17 protein-coding genes are annotated in these 18,313 nt (G+C 62.7%); 9 read left to right on the top strand and 8 right to left on the bottom strand.

All coding sequences use genetic code 11. From position 1 onward, the window contains the following. Positions 1-25 precede the first annotated feature (25 nt). The 3 genes from MOV80_RS17270 to MOV80_RS17260 all read right to left on the bottom strand — a co-directional run bounded on the left by MOV80_RS17270 (position 26) and on the right by MOV80_RS17260 (position 3,372). Complete coding sequence (locus MOV80_RS17270) at positions 26-1,045, bottom strand: hypothetical protein (RefSeq protein ID WP_146176133.1); 1,020 nt, start codon at positions 1,043-1,045, stop codon at positions 26-28. 106 nt (positions 1,046-1,151) lie between these two features. Beyond that, positions 1,152-1,901, bottom strand: coding sequence for an MgtC/SapB family protein (locus MOV80_RS17265; protein ID WP_043593006.1), 750 nt, complete (start codon positions 1,899-1,901; stop codon positions 1,152-1,154). Positions 1,902-1,971: 70 nt separating this feature from the next. Further along, positions 1,972-3,372, bottom strand: coding sequence for a CoA transferase (locus MOV80_RS17260; protein ID WP_118267927.1), 1,401 nt, complete (start codon positions 3,370-3,372; stop codon positions 1,972-1,974). 174 nt (positions 3,373-3,546) lie between these two features. On the opposite strand from MOV80_RS17260, the gene MOV80_RS17255 reads away from it, so the two are divergent. The 5 genes from MOV80_RS17255 (at position 3,547) to MOV80_RS17235 (ending at position 8,449) form a co-directional block, all read left to right on the top strand. After that, a complete protein-coding gene (locus MOV80_RS17255; RefSeq protein ID WP_118267925.1) occupies positions 3,547-4,578 on the top strand; it encodes a flagellin in 1,032 nt (343 codons plus the stop codon). A gap of 209 nt (positions 4,579-4,787) precedes the next feature. Further along, positions 4,788-5,642: a hypothetical protein gene (locus tag MOV80_RS17250; RefSeq protein WP_118267923.1), complete on the top strand. Its 855-nt coding sequence runs from the start codon at positions 4,788-4,790 to the stop codon at positions 5,640-5,642. 40 nt (positions 5,643-5,682) lie between these two features. Next, on the top strand, positions 5,683-6,750 hold the full coding sequence (locus MOV80_RS17245) for a hypothetical protein (protein ID WP_019104195.1): 1,068 nt from the start codon (positions 5,683-5,685) through the stop codon (positions 6,748-6,750). 54 nt (positions 6,751-6,804) lie between these two features. Continuing rightward, complete coding sequence (locus MOV80_RS17240; protein WP_019104194.1) at positions 6,805-7,569, top strand: YdcF family protein; 765 nt, start codon at positions 6,805-6,807, stop codon at positions 7,567-7,569. A gap of 4 nt (positions 7,570-7,573) precedes the next feature. After that, positions 7,574-8,449, top strand: coding sequence for an AraC family transcriptional regulator (locus tag MOV80_RS17235; RefSeq protein WP_052052177.1), 876 nt, complete (start codon positions 7,574-7,576; stop codon positions 8,447-8,449). On the opposite strand, the gene MOV80_RS17230 is transcribed toward MOV80_RS17235, so the two are convergent. Beyond that, positions 8,423-9,007 (bottom strand): LysE family translocator, encoded by a 585-nt coding sequence (locus MOV80_RS17230; protein WP_249605339.1) that lies wholly within the window; start codon positions 9,005-9,007, stop codon positions 8,423-8,425. The genes MOV80_RS17235 and MOV80_RS17230 overlap by 27 nt on opposite strands. 235 nt (positions 9,008-9,242) lie before the next feature. Here MOV80_RS17230 and MOV80_RS17225 point away from each other — a divergent pair, with 235 nt between their 5' ends. Further along, on the top strand, positions 9,243-10,493 hold the full coding sequence (locus MOV80_RS17225; RefSeq protein WP_118267921.1) for a glycosyl hydrolase family 18 protein: 1,251 nt from the start codon (positions 9,243-9,245) through the stop codon (positions 10,491-10,493). Positions 10,494-10,589: 96 nt separating this feature from the next. Here the strand turns inward: MOV80_RS17225 and MOV80_RS17220 are convergent, their stop codons facing one another. Next, positions 10,590-11,318 (bottom strand): peptidylprolyl isomerase, encoded by a 729-nt coding sequence (locus MOV80_RS17220; protein ID WP_019104190.1) that lies wholly within the window; start codon positions 11,316-11,318, stop codon positions 10,590-10,592. Between the two features lie 1,046 nt (positions 11,319-12,364). On the opposite strand from MOV80_RS17220, the gene MOV80_RS17215 reads away from it, so the two are divergent. After that, positions 12,365-12,793, top strand: a complete 429-nt coding sequence (locus MOV80_RS17215; protein WP_019104189.1) for a thioesterase family protein — start codon at positions 12,365-12,367, stop codon at positions 12,791-12,793. 212 nt (positions 12,794-13,005) lie between these two features. Here the strand turns inward: MOV80_RS17215 and mnmC are convergent, their stop codons facing one another. Both mnmC and mnmH read right to left on the bottom strand, forming a co-directional pair. Continuing rightward, the gene (gene mnmC / locus MOV80_RS17210) at positions 13,006-14,991 is read right to left on the bottom strand and encodes a bifunctional tRNA (5-methylaminomethyl-2-thiouridine)(34)-methyltransferase MnmD/FAD-dependent 5-carboxymethylaminomethyl-2-thiouridine(34) oxidoreductase MnmC (protein ID WP_019104188.1); all 1,986 of its coding nucleotides are present in this window, start codon (positions 14,989-14,991) and stop codon (positions 13,006-13,008) included. Between the two features lie 159 nt (positions 14,992-15,150). Then, positions 15,151-16,188 (bottom strand): tRNA 2-selenouridine(34) synthase MnmH, encoded by a 1,038-nt coding sequence (gene mnmH / locus MOV80_RS17205; protein ID WP_043593010.1) that lies wholly within the window; start codon positions 16,186-16,188, stop codon positions 15,151-15,153. A 20-nt stretch (positions 16,189-16,208) separates the two neighbouring features. Here mnmH and selD point away from each other — a divergent pair, with 20 nt between their 5' ends. Both selD and umuD read left to right on the top strand, forming a co-directional pair. Continuing rightward, positions 16,209-17,249, top strand: coding sequence for a selenide, water dikinase SelD (gene selD, locus MOV80_RS17200; RefSeq protein WP_052052178.1), 1,041 nt, complete (start codon positions 16,209-16,211; stop codon positions 17,247-17,249). Positions 17,250-17,289: 40 nt separating this feature from the next. Further along, positions 17,290-17,757 (top strand): translesion error-prone DNA polymerase V autoproteolytic subunit, encoded by a 468-nt coding sequence (gene umuD, locus MOV80_RS17195; protein WP_240333817.1) that lies wholly within the window; start codon positions 17,290-17,292, stop codon positions 17,755-17,757. 9 nt (positions 17,758-17,766) lie between these two features. Here the strand turns inward: umuD and MOV80_RS17190 are convergent, their stop codons facing one another. Beyond that, positions 17,767-18,249: a hypothetical protein gene (locus MOV80_RS17190; RefSeq protein WP_107732555.1), complete on the bottom strand. Its 483-nt coding sequence runs from the start codon at positions 18,247-18,249 to the stop codon at positions 17,767-17,769. Between the last annotated feature and the right edge of the window lie 64 nt (positions 18,250-18,313).

Here is an 18,313-nt window from a genome sequence, read left to right as displayed (position 1 = left end):
CCTTTGCTATTTGCTGCTGGCGGATTCAACCGTAGACATCCACCTGGCTGACACGGCCGGCGCGGCCGTCTTCAGTCAGGTAGACGCCGGAACGGCGGATGTCGGCTTGGGACTGATTGTCTGCGTTCTTGATGCTGAACGGGCTGTCCACGCTGGGCAGCAAAATGGCGCCGATGCCCAACTCCTTCAAGCCCATCAATTGATCCTTGTCGCCGTCTCGGCCGGACCAGAGCTTTAATTGAGCGAACGCAGCGTCGCCGTCATCAAGCACCCTGTCGCCATTGCCGTCCAATTTGGCCAGATCGGAAAAGCCGTTACCCGATTGAGTGCCGAACAACTCGCTGCCATCGTTGACCTTGCCGTCGCCATTGCGATCCAGAGTCAGCCAGCCGCCGTTGTTGATGAAGGGCAACTGGGTTTGCTTGCCGTTGCTTTGCAGGTCGAAGCTGACACTGGCGCCGCTGAAGCTGCCGGCATCGTTGCCCAGGCTCAACATTAAGGGGTCGGTGGCGTTGCCGTTGCCAAACTGAAGAGTGTTGCTGCTGTGGTACTCGAAGCTGCGGCTCATTTGTACGTCCAGCGCGAAGTTGAACTCGCGACCGTCCTGGGTCTTGATCGAACCCTTGGCCGAAAACGCCAGGCTTTCGCTTTCTTGGTAGTCGACGGTTTGCTTGAGCTCGCCGCCGACGAGCAGTTGCTGCGGCGCCGAGGACTGACCGGAACGCGCGGGGCGCGAGTCGGCCGCTGGCTGGTCTTTGCCGTCGTCTCTCTGCAAAGTGCCGTCAACCACTTTGAATTTGACGCCCAGCACTTTTTCTAGAATGTCCTTGATCAGCCCCAGCATCGGCGTCATGCCATCGGAGAATTCCTTGTTCTTGGCGCTAGCGTTGATGCCATCAGGACTCAGGCTGACGTCGGAGGAGGGTTTCGCAGGGGCGGAGGCGGGAGGGAGTTGTACCCAGGCGCGGCTTTGTTGTTGAACGGTGAGGCTTTGACTGAAACTGTATTGGCTGCTCATCGACAGCGCCATGGACGCGACTCGCATTGCAGGCTCCGGAACAGGAAGTGTAGGTGAACAGATATCGTCAATCCGGAGGGAAACTTGATGGCGTGGAAACACCTAGCCGGCGGCGGCCGGCCAGGCCGGAGCCTCAATTACGCGCAGGCTGAATACTGAGGGTTTCGATGTGGTCGATCTGCATGATCTCACGCGACAGGTCGACGACATTGATCAGGTCGCGCCGGTTTTGCGCTGAGACCAGAAAGCTCCATTCGGTGGCGTCCGGACCGGCGTTCAGCGCGATGCTGTCCTCGTGCAGACGCACGCCGAAGCGAAGCAGGCCTGCGCTCAGCGTTTGCACCGTCCACTGGTATTCCGGCTTGAAGCGGATGACGATGAACAGGCTGAAGCGGCGCGGCAGCCGGTTCTCCATTTGATTGATGGATAGCATGCACAGCACGCACAGCAGGGTGATGGCAATGGCGGCGGCGTAGAAGCCGACGCCGACCAGGATGCCTATCACCGAGGACATCCAGATTGAGGCGGCCGAGGTCAGGCCGCTGATGGTCAGGCCCTCCTTCATGATCATGCCGGCGCCAAGGAAACCGACGCCGGTTAATACGCCTTGGGCCACCCGGGTCATGTCGCCGTGGGTCATGTCGGGATAAAGGCCGCCGTACCAGTAGCCGGAATAACCGACGATGCTGATGGCCGCGGCCGAGGCCATCGACACCAGGCCGTAAGTGCGCATGCCGGCGGCGCGGCCGTTGAACCAGCGCTCGTAGCCCACCAGACAGCCCAGCAGCAGGCCGCCCAGCAGGTTCAGCGTGATTAGCAAATTGATTTCCCACTTGGGGGTGGACCAGTACTGACTGATCAGTTCGGCGAAGGAGATATCCATGCATGCTCCGTGGGCGCTTGGGCAGGAGTGCCGACGATAGCAAGTTGCGCCGGCGCGCGCCACTGTCGGCTCAGCGCGGCAGCCATTCGGTGGCGTGGCTGCCCAGCGGCATCGAGGACAGCGCCCAGTGCGCCGGCGTCAGGGAAAGCCGGGCCGCGTGGCGGACGGCGCGCAAGTTTCCAAAGCCCGACGCGTAGTCGTCCAGCCAGGGCGCAACTTGCTCCAGGCCGGGGTCCGCCGCCGCGCAAGCGGCTTGGTCGGCGCCGAGCTGGCGTAACCAGAGCCCGGTCCGCGCCAGCGAAACCTGCACCTGCCAGCTGCCGCCTTCCCGCATCTGACGGGCGAGCGCGGCGACGATGCCGAAGGCGAGCAGGTAGCCGGCGGCGTGGTCCAGCGCCTGGGCCGGCAAGGCGCGCGGCTGCTCGCCGCCGAATGCCGCGGCTTCCGCATGATTGAAGCCGCTGGCGGTCTGCACCAGCGAGTCGAAGCCGCGTCGTTCGGCCCAGGGACCGGCATGGCCGTAGGCGGACAGCGAGGCGTAGACGATGCCGGGCCGCAGGCGCGCGGCTTGTTCCGGGTCGAAGCCGAGCGCGTCGAGAGCGCCGGGCCGGTAGCCCTGAACAAAGACATCGGCCTCGGCCAGCAGGCGCCGCAGTCGTTCGCCGTCGGCGGCCTGGCGCAGATCAAGCTCAGCGTTGCGCTTGCCGCGGCCGGTATCGATGTCCAGCGGCGGGATGGACGGCAGCCGCGGCGAAGTGATGCGCAACACGTCGGTGCCGTGCGCGGCCAGGGTGCGGCCGCCCACCGGGCCGGCGATGATGCGGGTCAGATCCAGAACGCGCATGCCTTGCAAGGGGCGGGGCGCAAAGGGGCGGGCCAGCGGCGGCGCATCGCCTATCCGCCTTATGTCGAGCAAGGGCAGGGCGGCGACGGCCTGGCCCTGCGGATGCTGGTCCCATTCGTCAAAGCTGCGCATCGCCGTGGCTACCAAGCCGCGTTCGGCTACCGCCTGTTCAAACTCGAAAGCCCGCCAGCCTTGCAAGGCGGCGGCCACGCTGTCCTTGTCATGACGGCAGTCCAGCAAGCGCAGGATACCATCGCGATGATGAGGGAAATTCGTATGGATGCGCACCCAGCGGCCATCGCCGCAACGATAGGGGCCGGCAATGGCGTCCCATAGTTCAGGAGCCGGCGCGCCATCGACGCGCAGATAGCGTTCGCTGCGGAATTCGGCGGCGGCGTGAGCCAGGTCGACTGTGACGGTTTGAGCCGCGCCGCCGCGCAGACGCCAGAACTCCGCCGCCATCAGCGCGCTGGCGCCAATGCTGGCCTGGGCCAAGGCGCCGACGGCAAAGGAGGATGGCAGAGGCGGCGCGCCGGCGGGCAGCAGCGCGCGCTCCAGCGCGGAGGGATCAAGGGCGGCGGCGGCCCAAAGCTGGGCCAGGGCCTGCTGGCCGGTCAGTGCGGGCATGGGGCGTGTCGGGCAGTGGCTATGACTTTGAGCTTTCAACAGTTGGCGCGAGAGCGTCAAGCAATGTGATTTTTCACACTGACTGCGGATTTAAGTTTGCCGCGCGACGGCCGCCTTGTGAGGGTGACGGCAGCGATGCCGGACCAACCAACCTGACTTCTGGAGCACAAAGCTATGCTGAGCCTGCACACCAATATCGCCGCACTGAATACCAAGTCCAACCTGACCGGCACCCAAACCGCGCTGTCCACCTCGATGACCCGTCTGGGCACCGGCTTCCGCATCAACTCCGCCATGGACGACGCCGCCGGCCTGCAGATTGCTACCCGTCTGGACGCGCAAAGCCGCGGCATGCAAGTGGCAATGAAGAACGCCCAGAACGGCATCTCCATGCTGCAAACCGCAGAAGGCGCGCTGAACGAAGTGTCCAACATTCTGCAGCGCATGAAGGACCTGTCCACCGAAGGCGCCAACGCCACCTCCACCAAGGCCGACAAGAGCGCGATGCAGTCCGAATTTGCCGAACTGGGCAAGGAACTGACCAACATCATGAAGAACACTTCCTTCGGCGGTGAAAAACTGCTGCAAGGCGGCAAGCTGACCGAAGAGATGAAGTTCCAGATCGGCGCGTCGGCCGACGAATCCATGACGGTGAACATGAAGGATGGCATGACCGCGCTTAACAACGCGCTGGGCAGCGTTTCCAAGACCTTCTTCAAGGATGACGCCGCCGGCACCGCCTACGCCGCCGCCGTCAAGACCGCTACCGATGCGATGCCGGCTCTGGTGACTGCGACTGACACCGCCAAAGCCGCTTACGACGCGGCTCCGACTGACGCGACCAAGAAAACGGCTTACGAAACTGCGCTGAAGGCTCAGCAAGACGGCCAAGCCGCTCTGGACAAAGCCGCCAAGGGCGATGAAATCGGCAAGACCGACACCATCAATACCATCCAGGCCGCTCTGGATTCGGTGGGTTCGGTTCGTTCCTCCCTGGGTGCCAACGCCAACCGTCTGGACCACGTGAACAACAACCTGGCCAACGTGAACAACAACACCCTGGCCGCCAAGGGTCGTATCATGGATACCGACTACGCCAACGAAAGCGCCAGCATGACCTCCAAGCAAATGCTGATGCAAGCCGGCACTTCCATGCTGAAGCAAAGCGGCAGCATGAGCAGCCTGGCCATGTCCCTGCTGCAGTAATCGCGACTCCGCGTCGATTATCCGGCGCGTATCCAAAGCCAGCTGCGTATGCGGCTGGCTTTTTTGCGTCATGTGAGCGGTTTTTTTGAAGGAGCAAGGCTATTTCAATCCGAGCGATCACGGCGGCGGCTCCGGTCACGCCGAGCGCGCCGATTTCGAACGGCGCGCAGCCGGGCGCGGAGCTTGCGCCGGGCCGGCAGTGGCAGGCGGTGCTACGCCGAGCGGCTGACGGCCGGCCGCTGTTGAGCGGCGACGGCATCCAGCTGGCTTTGCCGTCCTGGCCGCAAGGCGCGGCGGAGTTGACGCCCGGCGCGGTGTTGAAAGTGCTGGTGCTGGCCACCCAGCCGCAGCTGAAGCTGTCGCTGCAGTTGGAGCGTCAGGGCGCGGCGCCTGAAGGCGAAACGCCGGCGCGCGCCTGGCAGTTGGAGCAGGCCGCCATGCCCAGGCTGGAGAGGCCGCAGCCGGCCGCTGCCGAGCTGGCCCAGGCCTGGAGGCAGGCTTTGCTGGGACGGCTGACGCAGGCGGCGGCGCAATTCCAGCAGGCAGGTGGCAGCCATTTGCCCGGAGCCTTGCTGCAACAATTGCCGGAGCTGGCCTTGGCCGGAGTGCGCAATGCCGCCGGCGAGCCGCCCCTGCCGCTGACGCTGCCGTTCTGGCTATGGGGCGGACCGGCGCTGACGCTGAGCGTGGAGGATGCGCTGGAGCGCGAGTCCGAGCCGGAGCTGGACGAATTGGACCTGCTGCTATGGCTGACGGTGCCGGGAATCGGCGCATTCTGCCTGCGCATCCGGCGCGTGGCGGCCGGGGTGGCGTTAGCCTTTGTGGCGGAGGGGGAGGTGTGTCGCGCCTTGCGTCGGCGTCTGCCGGAGATTGAAGCCGCGGCTGAGCGAGGGGGCGGCAAGCTAACCGCCTGCCTGATCGGCGAGAGCATGCCATGGAGCGGGTCGGCGATCAGCCGGCATGGCGCGACGGGTTTGCAGGCGCAGCGTCTGTCGCCGCTGCTGTTTGCCGTGGCGGCGGAAGTGGCGGGTCAATTGCTGGCGGGGAATGGCGTGCCGTTTTGACCCGGCTGTGGTCTATAGTGGGTCCATGTTGCGCCTTCTCATGCTGCTTCTGTGTCTGCTTAGCGTGGACTTCGCCGTCGGCGGCTCTACGGATGCCGGCGTTGACGCTCCACAAGCGAGGGAAAATCCGGCGCGGGAGTGGATCGAGTGGGATGGTCCGGTCAGCGGCCCGGCGGTAGAGCCTGGCCGCAGCGTCTGGTTTTTGGCCTCGGATCTGCGCAACGGCGGCGTGGTTGGGGTGTACCGGGGTTTGGCCGAGGCCGGACGTTTATTGGGCTGGCGCTTGACGCTGTTGGATGGTCAGGGGCAGCGGAGTTCGCTGCTCCAGTTTCTGGAAAGCGCGCAACGGGAACGGCCGGCCGCCGTGGCATTGGGGGGCTTCGACGCTCAGGAGTTTTTGCCGCAGATCCAACGCTTGCATGCGCAAGGCGTGATTGTGCTTGGCTGGCATGCCGGCGAGAAGCCCGGCCCCTTGCCCGGTGTGTTGTTCACCAATATCTCAACCAGCCCCTTGGCCGCGGCGCAAGCCGCCGCCGACTACATCGTGGCCAGCAGCCGCGGCCCGGTCGGGGTGGTGTTGTTCACCGATAGCCGTTTCGCCATCGCCACCGCCAAAACCAGGCAAGCGGTGAGGCAACTGCAAGCGTGCCAGCGCTGCAAGGTTTTGGCGGTGGAGGACATTTCGCTGGCCCAGGTCCAGCAGCTGCTGCCGGATAAAGTGGCGGAGCTGTATCAGCGCCACGGCAAGGCCTGGACCCACAGCATAGGCATCAACGACTTGTATTACGATTCCATCGGCCATCCGCTGGGGAAGCTTAACGCCTCTGTCGTGAATATCTCGTTGGGGGACGGCTCGCTGAGTGCGATGAGACGGATTCGAGCGGGCTTGATGCAGGAGGCGACCATTGCCGAACCCTTGCATCTGCATGGTTGGCAGATGGCCGACGAGCTGAACCGGGCCTTTGCCGGGCAGCCGCCCAGTCTTTACATCACCCAGCCGCATTTGCTGGTCAAACGGACGATACGCGATAGTTATCTGAGCATTGGCTACGACCCGGACAACGGTTACCGCCGCGCCTATGCGGCCATCTGGTTTCCGCGGCATTGATTTGCCGGGCATCGCATGTTTAACTGGCGCCAAGTCAATGCATTGTTATTTCCCATGGTTTCCTCGATTTCCACGCAAGTATTGGTCCACTTGGTCTTGGGCTCCTTGTTATTGCCGCCGCTGAACATGTTGCTGATGATGTCGCTAGGACTGTGGCTGCGTCGCCGCTGGCGGCGCTTGGGAGCCTGCCTGCTGATTTTGGGCATGGCCGGCCTGTACGCCTTGAGCACGCCGATAACCGCGATGTGGCTGAACCGCGGCCTGGAGCGTTATCCGGTGATCAGCGCCGAGCAACTGAACCGGGTGGAAGCTATTGTGGTGTTGTCCGGCGGCAAGAAGCCGGCGCCCGAGTACGGCGGGATGGAGCCCGGCGCGGATTCGTTGGCGCGGCTGCGTTACGCCGCGCGGTTGGCGCGTCAAAGCGGCAAGCCGATCCTGCTGACTGGCGGCGCGCCGATGGGCGGGGAAGCCGAGGCCGAGGTGATGGCTAGGGTTCTGCGCGAGGAGTACGGCATTGCCCCGCGTTGGGTGGAGGCGCGCTCCAACACCACGCTGGAAAACGCTCGATATTCCGCCGGCCTGTTGCATGCAGCCGGGATCAAGCGGATTGCGTTGGTCAGCCAGGGCTGGCATTTGCGCCGGGCCTTGCCGTTTTTCCAGCGCCAGGCTCTGGACGTGACGGCCGCCCCAACCGCCTTCATCCGTTACGATGGAGGCGGCGTGGCCTGGTTTCTGCCCAGCGGACGGTCGATGCAGGAATGTCGCGCCGCGCTGCGGGAGTGGCTGGGCATCTTGTTTTACCGGATGAAAGGAGAGTAGAGCGATGCCGGAACCATTCGCCGCGTCCCTATTCCCGGCCGGGAGACATAAGGTGGATCATCGCTTCTGGCGAGATGCGGCTTTGCCGCAGTTCGAGGCTCGCTCGGTGGCTGACGGCCGCCGCGTCTGTTACGCCAGACACGCGCACGAGACGTTTTCCATTGGCGTCATCACCGCGGGCGCCTGCGACTACTTCAACGGCAAAGTGCGCCGTAGCGAGCAAGGCTCCCTCGTGTTGATGAACCCGGGCGACACCCATGCCTGCAACCCCGTGGCGGCACAGGCCTGGTCCTATCGCATGTTGTATGTGGATGTAGCCTGGCTCGGGAGTTTGCAGCAAACTCTTGGCTTGGATCAGGGCGGCGGCTTTCGTCCTTTTGGCGACACGGTGAGCCAGGATCCGCGTTTGTTCGCCGGTTTCAACGCTTTGTTCGACTTGCTATGCGCGGAGGAACGGGAGCCTCTGGAGAAGGACACGGCGGCTACGGCCTTTTTCGGCGGCGCGCACCGAGTCTTGGGCTTGGCCGTAGAGCCGGCGGCGGAGTCGAGCCAGCGTTTGGCGCGCGCGGCGGAGTATATTGCGGCGCATTGCGACCAGGCTTTGCGCCTGGAGGATATCTGCGCCGCGGCCGATTTGTCGGCCTCCTATCTGATTCGCGCGTTCAAACGGCGTTACGGGGTCACGCCTCACGACTTTTTACTGAATCAGCGGGTGCAGATGGCGCGTCGACTGGTGCGCGGCGGGCTGCCCTTGGCGCAAGTGGCGCAGGCCGCCGGTTTTTCCGACCAGGCCCATCTGCAGAAAATCTTCAAACAGTATGTTGCCGCCACGCCGGGGCAGTACCGCGCCGGCTCAGTTCAGCAAGCCCAGCGCGCTTAGCCCCAGTAGTAAAGCCATTGTCTGGTTAAAGAGCCGAAGCCGCTTGGGCGACTCCAGCTTTTGTCCTAGCCAGGCTCCGGTCACTACCCAAGCCCCGACTGAGACGTAGCAAATCAGAAAGTAGAGCCCGGCGAAGCGCCATAACGCCATCGCGTCTTGACCGGAGGTGAAGGCCGCGCAGCCCGCCAGAGCGGCGATCCAGGCCTTGGGATTCAACCATTGAATCGCCGCGCCGCGCCACCAGCTTGGCCGGGCGCTGTTCTTATCCATATCCAGCGAGCCGTCGCTGCGAGCCAATTGATACGCCATATAGAGCAAGAAGGTCACGCCGGCCCATTGCAAAGCCTGGGTGAGCGCCGGCCATTGCCGCAAGGTCTGCTCCAGGCCCAGGCCGGTCAGCAATAGAAGCAGGGTGAAGCCGGCGGTGGCGCCGCCGACATGGCGCATGCCTGCACGCGCGCCGTAGCGGGCGCCGCAACTGAGCGCGACGAGGTTGATCGGGCCTGGCGTGATGGAGGCGGCCAGCGCGAAGCTGGCCATGGCGAGAGTCTGATTCATGATATCTCCTGACGGTGGGGCAGCGCGGCGGCTGGATATCCGCCTTTGGCTGTCGCGGACAAAGTAGCTGGGCCGGGGAGGGGTGTATTGTAGAAAATTGACCCGGCTGCCGGAGCGATTTAAAAAATGCCTTTGACATTACGTGTTTGATGTAATACCAATCAAATACCAGCTTGCGCCCAGTCCGGCATCCCGCCGGCAGCGCGTGTTGTCGTATCGCAAAGGAGGATGCCGCATGTACTCGAAGGGGAAAGCCGTGCTGTTGGCGCCGGTATGCGCAATGGTGTTGGGCGCAGGGCCGGTCTTGGCCGCCGCGTGTCCGGATTGGAGAGAGGGCTCAACTTACCAGGCGGGCGATGTGGCGGCCTATGCGGCGGCCAATTACACAGCGCGCGCGGCGCATACCGCCTATGTGGGAGCCAATTGGAATCCGCCGTCCACGCCCACGCTGTGGCAGGCCGGGGGAAGCTGCGGCGCGGCGCCGGAGCCGACTCCGTCCCCAGGGCCATCTCCATCCCCGGGCCCGTCCGCGCCGTTCGCCAAGCATGCGCTGGTCGGGTATTGGCACAATTTCGCCAATCCCAGCGGCGACACTTATCCGCTCAGCCAGGTTAGCGACGATTGGGATGTGATCGTCGTCGCCTTTGCCGACGATGCCGGCAACGGCAATCTCAGCTTCACGCTGGATCCCAAGGCCGGGTCCGAGGCGCAGTTCATCCAGGATGTTCGCGCCAAGCAGGCCAAAGGCAAGAAGGTGGTGCTGTCGCTGGGCGGACAAAATGGCTCGGTCACGCTGAACACTTCGGCGCAGGCGCAGAATTTCGTCAATAGCCTCCACGCCATCATCGTCAAATACGGTTTCGATGGCATCGATCTGGATCTGGAAAGCGGGGTGTCGCAGGGCGCGCCCATCATCGGCAACTTGATCAGCGCCGTGAAACAGTTGAAAACCAAGGTGGGTGCGGGTTTCTACCTGTCTATGGCGCCGGAACATCCCTATGTTCAAGGCGGCTACGTAGCCTACGGCAGCATCTGGGGTGCTTATCTGCCCATCATTGACGCCTTGCGCGACGATTTGAGCGTGATTCATGTCCAGTACTACAACAACGGCGGGCTGAACACGCCGTATTCCACCGCCGCCTTGTCGGAAGGTAGCGTGGACATGCTGGTGGGAGGCAGCAAGATGTTGATTGAAGGCTTTCCCCTGGCTTACGGCGCTTCGGGCAGTTTCAAGGGCTTGAGGCCCGATCAAGTGGCCTTTGGCGTGCCTTCCGGACGTAGTTCCGCCAACTCTGGTTTTGTCAGCGCGGATACCGTCGTCAAATCACTGGATTGCCTGATGGCCTTGAAGAACTGCGGCGTAGTCAAACCAAATCAGGCCTACCCGACGTTCCGTGGGGTGATGAGCTGGTCGATCAATTGGGACCGCAAGGACGGCTTCCCATTCTCGCGGCCGGTGGCGGCGTCTCTGCGCGGTCGCAACTGAGGCGCAGAAAAAAACCGAGGCGCGACTGCGCCTCGGTTTTTGATGGACTTGGACCGGGCTTGAGAGCCTGTTCAAAGTTTTGGATCGAGAGGGTTGTTACAGCGCGGGCATCGCATAGCCTTCGATTTGGGCGGCGGCTACCAATTGGCCCAGATAGGCCTGCATTGCCTTGTTGCCGGCCATGTCGTTCAGATATTGCTGCAAGCGGTCCTTGATTTCCTCAAAGCTCACTTTGCCGCCTTCGTGGCGTTCCTGTACCTGGATGATGTGGTAGCCGAACTGGGTCTGCACCAGGTCCGGCGCGATCTGGCCGGCGTCGGTGCTGAATACCGCCTGTTCGAATTCCGGCACCATCTGGCCGCGGCCGAACTGGCCCAGGCTGCCGCCTTGTTGGCCGGACGGGCAAGTGGAGTGTTCGCGAGCCAGGTCGGAGAAACGGGCCGGGTTGGCTTTGATTTCCTCCAGTACGCCTTCCGCCTTGGCCTTGGCCAGGCTGCCGGCCAGGCCTTCGCCCAGCGGGAACAGAATGTGGCTGGCCACGGCGGATTCGCCGCTGCTGAAACGCTCGGGGTATTGATTGTAGAACGCCAGGCATGCCGCTTCGTCGACAGCGTCAACCTGCAGCTCCTGTTCCAGCAAGGCGCCGATGGCGGTGCCTTGGTCGGTGGTGTCGATGCCGATGGACTTGGCTTTCTGCAGCAGCAGTTCGCGCAGGATCAGCTCCTGAACGGCGGCATCGTGCGGGTTCGGCGCGTCAGCGTAGTGGGCTTGTTCCGCTTGCACCATGTCTTCGGTGATTTCGATGCCGTTGACTCGAATGGTCATGGAGGTTTCCTGTGATAGTGAACGAGGGGGCGCCCAAAGGCGGAAAATTTGCGATTAGAAAAGCGTTCGCCGCGCTTGTCAAGAAAGGCTGCGGGCCGCCTTCAGGGCTTTGGAATAAAACACGAAAATTTTAAGAATAATCTTATATTTGCCCGGCGGCGTAGCCGCTAGTATACAAGCCATGCAGCTTCAAGGCTGGCATGAAGATTCGGCAGGCGGGTTTTACTGATTACTTCAAGCCGCTTGTAGGGCCTTTGATTGAGTTTGCGTTGTGTAGACGTCGTCCGTCTGTGCTTTAGTTTTGACGCGCCAAGTTTGTATTTGGACACTTTGTGAATTGAGATCCCCGTTTGGGCCGCCTTTGTGCGGCCTCTTTTTTTGCTTCGCTTCCGGAATTTTATCACGAAAGTATAGGAGCGGCGGTTCGCTCAGCCATGGCTGGAAGGTAAAAAAAGAGCCCCGGTAAGGGGGCTCTGAATTGCACCTTCGCTCAGGTGATCTACGCAGCTGCCGGAGGGCGTGTATCCACAGCGAACAGCGCTTCGATCGTATCAAACCGCCCTCGGGGGAGAGCGAATTCGATGGAGCCAGTATGCGCCTGCCGGAACGGGTCAAATAGAGTGATTATTGGGGGCTTGTGTGACGGGCTGTGATGAAATCGGGGTAGGCTTAACATTTGCGCAATGAATTTGCGCGTTTGTATTGACGCAGGGCCGCGGCGCATAAAAAAAGAGCCCCGGATGGGGCCCCAATTTGCACCTTCGCTCAGGAGACCAACGCGCTGGCCAGAAGGGGTAGGTAATTTCCAACAGAACCCGCGCGTTGATCATGCCAGATCAGGACTCTCGCGAGCCCTGGCTGCTGACGGAAACCAGTATGCCGTTTTGTTTCGAAGGCGGATATTTGGATTTGTTGTGTTTTATGTGACGCTATGTGACCCGGAAGGGATTGGCCGTTATCATGACGCAGTGCAAACAATCATGGCGCGCCGGCCGTGAACGGCGCTTGATGGACGCCGCGCCGGCCCGTCTTTCAAGGGGAACAGCGTGGACAAGCATTACCCGGTAATCGACACTCGCAGCATCGTGATGCGCTGGGGCGATATGGATGCCGTCGGGCATCTGAACAATACCTATTATTTCCGTTATCTGGAACAGATCCGCCTGGATTGGCTGGAGAGCCTAGGGCACGGGATCGATCCTTCCGGCTGCGGGCCGGTGCTGGCGGGGACTTCCTGCGTGTTTCGCAAAGAGATCACTTATCCGGCGACGCTCGACATTACCATTGAATTGGAAAAGCTGGGACGCAGCAGTTTGAAGCTGCGCCATCATTTTTATCGGCGCGACGATCCCGGCGTAGTGTACGCCAGCGGCGAGGTAACCTTGGTGTGGGTGGACTACCAGGCGGGCAAGTCGGTCTCCATTCCCGACGACATCCGCGAAGCGGTGGAGACGGCGGCCAAATCCGCTGTCTGAGACCCTGTTCAAAGTCTCGCGAGCAAGGCGAGACAAGGCGAAAACGAGCGAAAAAGCGGAGTGTACGAGGGATACATGAGCATTTTGAGCTTGTACTCCCCGTGCAACGCTCTACGAAGCGCAGCAGACTTTGAACAAGCTCTGAGACTCCCGCCGCTATTCTTGGCCCCCGGCGCTCTGATGCGTCGGGGGCTTTTGCCTGGTGACCCGCGTCAGCCCTGCTGGGAGACTTTGTTGCGCATCAGGTCGCGGATCAGGAATCGGCTGGGGTGGGTGGCCTGCATCAGACTGCGGGCCACCGGGGCGGGTTCGTCCTCCAGCAGGGCGGCGAGGATTTCGCCGGACAGCGGCGCGGTGATCATGCCGCGCGAACCATGGGCGGTATTGACGTAGAGACCGTCTATCCAGGGCGCTGATGCGCTGAGTTTCAGCGAGGCGTCCTTGCTCAGCGGCAGATAGGCGTCGATCAGGCTCTGCGCGTGGGCGACGGGGCCGACGATGGGCAGGTAGTCCGGGCTGGTGCAGCGCAGCGCGGCGCGCCCGGCCAGGGCTTTGTCCAGCAGGCCTTCTCCGCCCAAAGCCTGGTACAGGCTGGGCGCTAGCCCCGCCAGCATTTGCAGATTTTCCTGATGCTCGAACAGATTGACGCCGAGATCTTCGGTATTGAATTTGAAGGTGGCGCCCAGGCAGTGCTCGCCAAATCGGGCCGGGGAAATATAGCCCTCGCCGCACAGTACGGTGCGCAGCGCTTCGCTGTGTTCGGTTGCGCGCGCCACAGTGACTTGGCCGCGAATCTTTTTCAAGGGCAGGTGCTGGGTGGCGTCGAAGGAGCCGGTTTCCGCCGCACCGGCCAGAATGACCACGGAGCCGATGGCCACGGAGCCTTCATCGCCGATGGCGACCCAGCTTTTGTCCAATGGGTTGTAATCCAGCTCCACGATGGTGCGGCTGGTGCGAACCTGGATATTGGGATGATCCACCAGTTTGCGGACCAGAGCGGGCGGGTTGACCCAGCCGCCCTCCGGAAAGAACAGGCCGCCGTGCTGCAGTTCGACGCCGGCCAGCTCGCTGGCCTCGCTGGCGTCGACCGGGCGCAGGAAATCGGCGCCAAAACCGGCTGAGGCCAGGCCTTGCTGGCGTTCCGCCTCGGCCGCGTCATAGGCCAATTGCAATACGCCGCATCCGCGCCAGTTCGCGTCGTCTTCCGGCAACTGGGTTTTCAGCGTGCGGAGACTGTAGCCGTAGCCGGACAGGATCAGGCGGGTCAGCGGGGTGAAGTGTGGAGACAGCTTGGTGTACAGCACGCCTTGCGGGTTGCCGGAGGCGCCGCGGGCCAGTTCGGGCAGGCGTTCCACCACGGTGACTTGCCAGCCGCGGCAAGCCAGGCTGTAGGCGCTGGCGGCCCCGGCGATGCCGCCGCCGATGACAATGGCGCTGCGTTCGCCATGACGCCGCGCCGGGCGCGCGAACCACGGCGGCGACCACTCTCCGGCGGGCAGGGTTTGCAAATGACCGTGGCTCATTTCCCGCTTATGGCCGAAACCGGCGGTTTTGCTGACGGCGAAGCCGGCTTCGCTCAAACCGCGGCGCACAAAACCTGCGCTGGTGAATGTGGCGAAGGTGGCGCCGGGCGCCGAGAGCCGCGCCATGGCCTGGAACAGCTCCGCTTGCCACATGTCCGGGTTTTTGGACGGAGCGAAGCCATCAAGGAACCAGGCGTCGACGCGAGCGTCCACCTCCGGCAGCACTTCCAGAACGTCGCCGATCAGCAAGGTCAGCGTGACGCGTCCCTGATTCAGCAGCAGGCGGTGCCAGCCAGGGGGCAGGGCCTGGTATTGGGCCAGCAATTGTTGGGCCAGGCCGGCGAGCTGGGGCCAGAGCGCCAGCGCCTGGGTCAGATCGCGCGGGGTCAGTGGAAATTTCTCCGCGCTGATGAAGTGCAGGCGTGTGTCGACCGGCGCGTATTGCAGGAAACATTCCCACGCGCACAAGAAATTCAGTCCGGTGCCGAAGCCGGTTTCCGCAATGGTGAAGTGGCCGCCGGAGGGCAGTTCGGCGAAACGTTCGACCAAGCGGTTGTGCCGCAGGAAAACATGGCGGGTTTCGTCCAGGCCGGAGGCGCGGGAGAAATAGACATCGCCGAATGCGAGGGAAACCGGTTGACCGTCTTGCCAGTCAAGTTGAGCGTGTGGGGTCATGCGCGCGGAGTCGGGGCGCGGCGCGGCGCCGCTGATGAATTAGGATGTTCTGATGATACCGTAGTTTCGCGCTGCGATCAGCGCTGCTCCTCGAGACAGCGGCTGAGCCGGCTCTCAGAGCCTGTTCAAAGCCTGCTGCGCTTCGTGGAGCGTTGTGCCTCAGACGATGCGAGAGGCGGCCAGATCCAGCCGTTCCGGTGCCAGGCTGTCCAGCCGTAGAGGCGCGGCTTCGGCTAACTGAGGGTAATGCTTACCCAGCGAACGGTAGTAGAGCGGATCGTAATGCTTGGCCAGCAAGTCCGCTACCAGCGCGTCAAAGCGGCCGGCGCGGATCATCTGGTTCCAGGCGTCCATTTGCTCTCCTGAGTGCAAGCCCTTCAAAAATCCCAACTGGCGGATCAAGGCCTCGGGGTCTTGCAGATAGAAGGCGTAATCCTCAAGCAGAAAGCGCACGCGTTCGGCCAAGGGCACGTCGATCAGCAGGCAGTCGCCTTGGTGCATTTGACGGTACAGCGCGTCGGGCAGGGTGACGAAGCCCACTTTTTTGCTTTCCGACTCGATGAAGACGGGTCGCATGGGGTCCAGGCCGCGAATCTGTTGCAGCAGCAAGGTGTCGAACCACTTTTGCGGCGGCTGCGGCAAGTCCGGCAGGCGGCCGAGCACCGAGCCGCGGTGATTGGCCAGCTGTTCCAGGTCCAACACTTGATGGCCGGCGCGCGCCAAAGCATGCAGCAAGCGGCTTTTACCGGAGCCGGTGGGGCCGCAGATCACGCGCAGCTTGAGCTGGCACGGCAGCTCATCCAGCCATTGCAGCGCTTGGCGACGGTAGGCTTTGTAGCCGCCCTCCAACTGATGCGCTGGCCAGCCTATCTGTGCGAAGATCAGCGTCATGGAGCCGGAGCGCTGGCCGCCGCGCCAGCAGCAAATCAGCGGGCGCCAGGATTTGGGGCGATCGGCGAAGCGTTCTTCGATGTGTCGGGCGATATTCTTGGCGGCCAGCGCCGCGCCGACTTTGCGCGCTTCGAATGGAGAAACTTGTTTGTACAGCGTGCCGACGCGAATCCGCTCATCGTTGTCCAGAACCGGGCAGTTAATGGCGCCGGGAATATGATCCTCGGCAAATTCTGCCGGGGAGCGGACGTCGATGATCTCGTCAAACTGTCCAAGCTGTGATACGTTCGCGACCTTGAAAAGCATAAATATGGCGGAGTCCGCAAATGGCTGAAATCAAATTGACGCAATTGTCTCACGGCGGCGGCTGCGGCTGCAAAATTGCCCCGGCGGTGCTGGAGTCCATTTTGTCGACGGCCAAGGAAAAAATGGCCTTTCCCAATCTCTTGGTGGGGGCGGAAACCAGCGACGACGCCGCGGTGTATCAATTGAACGCCTCGCAGGCGATCGTGGCGACCACCGATTTCTTCATGCCCATCGTAGACGATGCTTATGACTTTGGCCGCATCGCCGCCACTAACGCGCTTTCAGATATTTACGCGATGGGAGCGACTCCCATCATGGCGCTGGCCATTGTCGGCATGCCGGTGAAGGTGTTGCCGGTGGAGACCATCCGCGACATCCTTTCGGGCGGCGAATCGGTATGTCATGCCGCCGGCATTCCGCTCGCAGGCGGTCATTCCATCGATTCCCCCGAGCCTATTTACGGGCTGGTCGCTTTGGGCGTGGTGCATCCTGACCAGCTCAAGCGCAACAGCGAGGCGCAAGATGGCGACGTGCTGATTCTGGGCAAGGGCCTGGGCGTTGGCGTGCTGGCGCAGGCGATGAAAAAAGGGGAGTTGGACGACAAGGGCTACCAGGCCTTGATCGCCTCCACCACTAAGTTGAACACCGTGGGAGCGGAGTTGGCGGCCATGGACGGGGTGCATGCGCTGACCGACGTGACCGGCTTCGGCCTGCTCGGCCACGCCTTGGAAGTATGCAAGGGCGCGAAGTTGGCGGCGCACATCGATATGACCGACGTGCCGGTGATCGAGGAGGCCCGCGTTTTTGCGGAGCAAGGCTGCGGTCCTGGGGCGATTGAGCGCAACCTGGCCAGTTTCGGCGAGCACGTTGACTTTGGCGCGGATCTGCCGGAGTGGCAACTGCGCCTGCTGGCCGATCCGCAGACCAGCGGCGGCTTGCTGGCCGCGGTGGCGCCGGAGCAGGCGGACGAGGTTTTAGCGCGTTTCCAACGCGCCGGCTTTGGCTATGCCGCCAAGATCGGCAGGCTGGCAGCGGGCGAGGCTCGCGTCATCGTCCGCTGAGCGGCGCGAGATGAACGACGAAAAGTCGAAGAGACCGTCGTTGGTTGCCCGCGACCGGCCTTTGTCGGAACTGGCCCGGCTTGCGCCGGACCGGGTAAGCGCCGCGCGCGGCCCCGCCGCCGGCGACACTCATGTTTCGTGGTTCGACGGCAGTGTAGCGGCGGGCTTTCCGTCGCCGGCCGACGACTATCTTGAGCGTTCGCTCAATCTCAACGACTTTCTGATCCAGCATCCGGACACCAGTTTCTTTGTGCGCGTTGCCGGCGACGCCATGGCCGGGGCCGGCATTTTCGACGGTGACCTGTTGATCGTTGATCGCCTGCCGCCGCCGCGCCACAACGATGTGGTTGTGGCGGTGGTGGGCGACGAGTTTCTGGTGCGTCGGCTGCATCTGAGCCCAGCTCATGCCTGCTTGCGCGCCGCGCAAGCAGGCTGCGTGGATTTGCCGGTGGAGACCGGCGTCGAGATCTGGGGCGTGGTTAGCGCGGTGGTGCGCTCGCTGCGCTAGCGCTTGCCTTTAAAAGGTCCAGCGTAGATTGAAGGTGGTGACGGCGACTCGCGTTTTGTGCGGCGTATAGTCCATCTTGGGCGCGTAACCCACTTCCAGCGCCAGCTTGCGTGTGCCGATGCTCAGCATGGGATAGGCGACCACCTGCTTGACGCCGGAGCCGTCCAGATAACCGAGCAACAGGGTGGTGCCGGCGTAGAGCGGGCTGGAGCCCAACTGCCATTCCTTGCGCCAGCCGCCGGCGACGAACCAGGCCGTTTCGCGGAAGGAGTCGCGATAAGAGCCGATGCGGCTTATCCAGCGTCCATCCGCGTCGTTGCCCAGCGGCGCCCATTCCAGCCCCAAGCCGGGGTTTTCACCGTTGAAGTCGCAATGTTTTCCGCTGCATTGACTGTGTATGGATGCGCCGAACACCAGCAAGGAGATGTCGTTGTCGGCGTGGGCCAGGGAACAGGCTGCGCATAGTAGGCCGGCGCTCAGGAGTTGTTTCATGGTGATGCCCCTTTTAAGATTCGGTAAGCGATTTCATCAGGCGGGCGGCTCAAGACTTGGGGCC

It is taken from the genome of Chromobacterium sp. IRSSSOUMB001 (assembly GCF_023507765.1).
Classification (GTDB): domain Bacteria; phylum Pseudomonadota; class Gammaproteobacteria; order Burkholderiales; family Chromobacteriaceae; genus Chromobacterium; species Chromobacterium haemolyticum.
The sequence above is the reverse complement of the archived record's forward strand: the minus strand, read 5'-3'. Positions and strand labels throughout refer to the sequence as shown.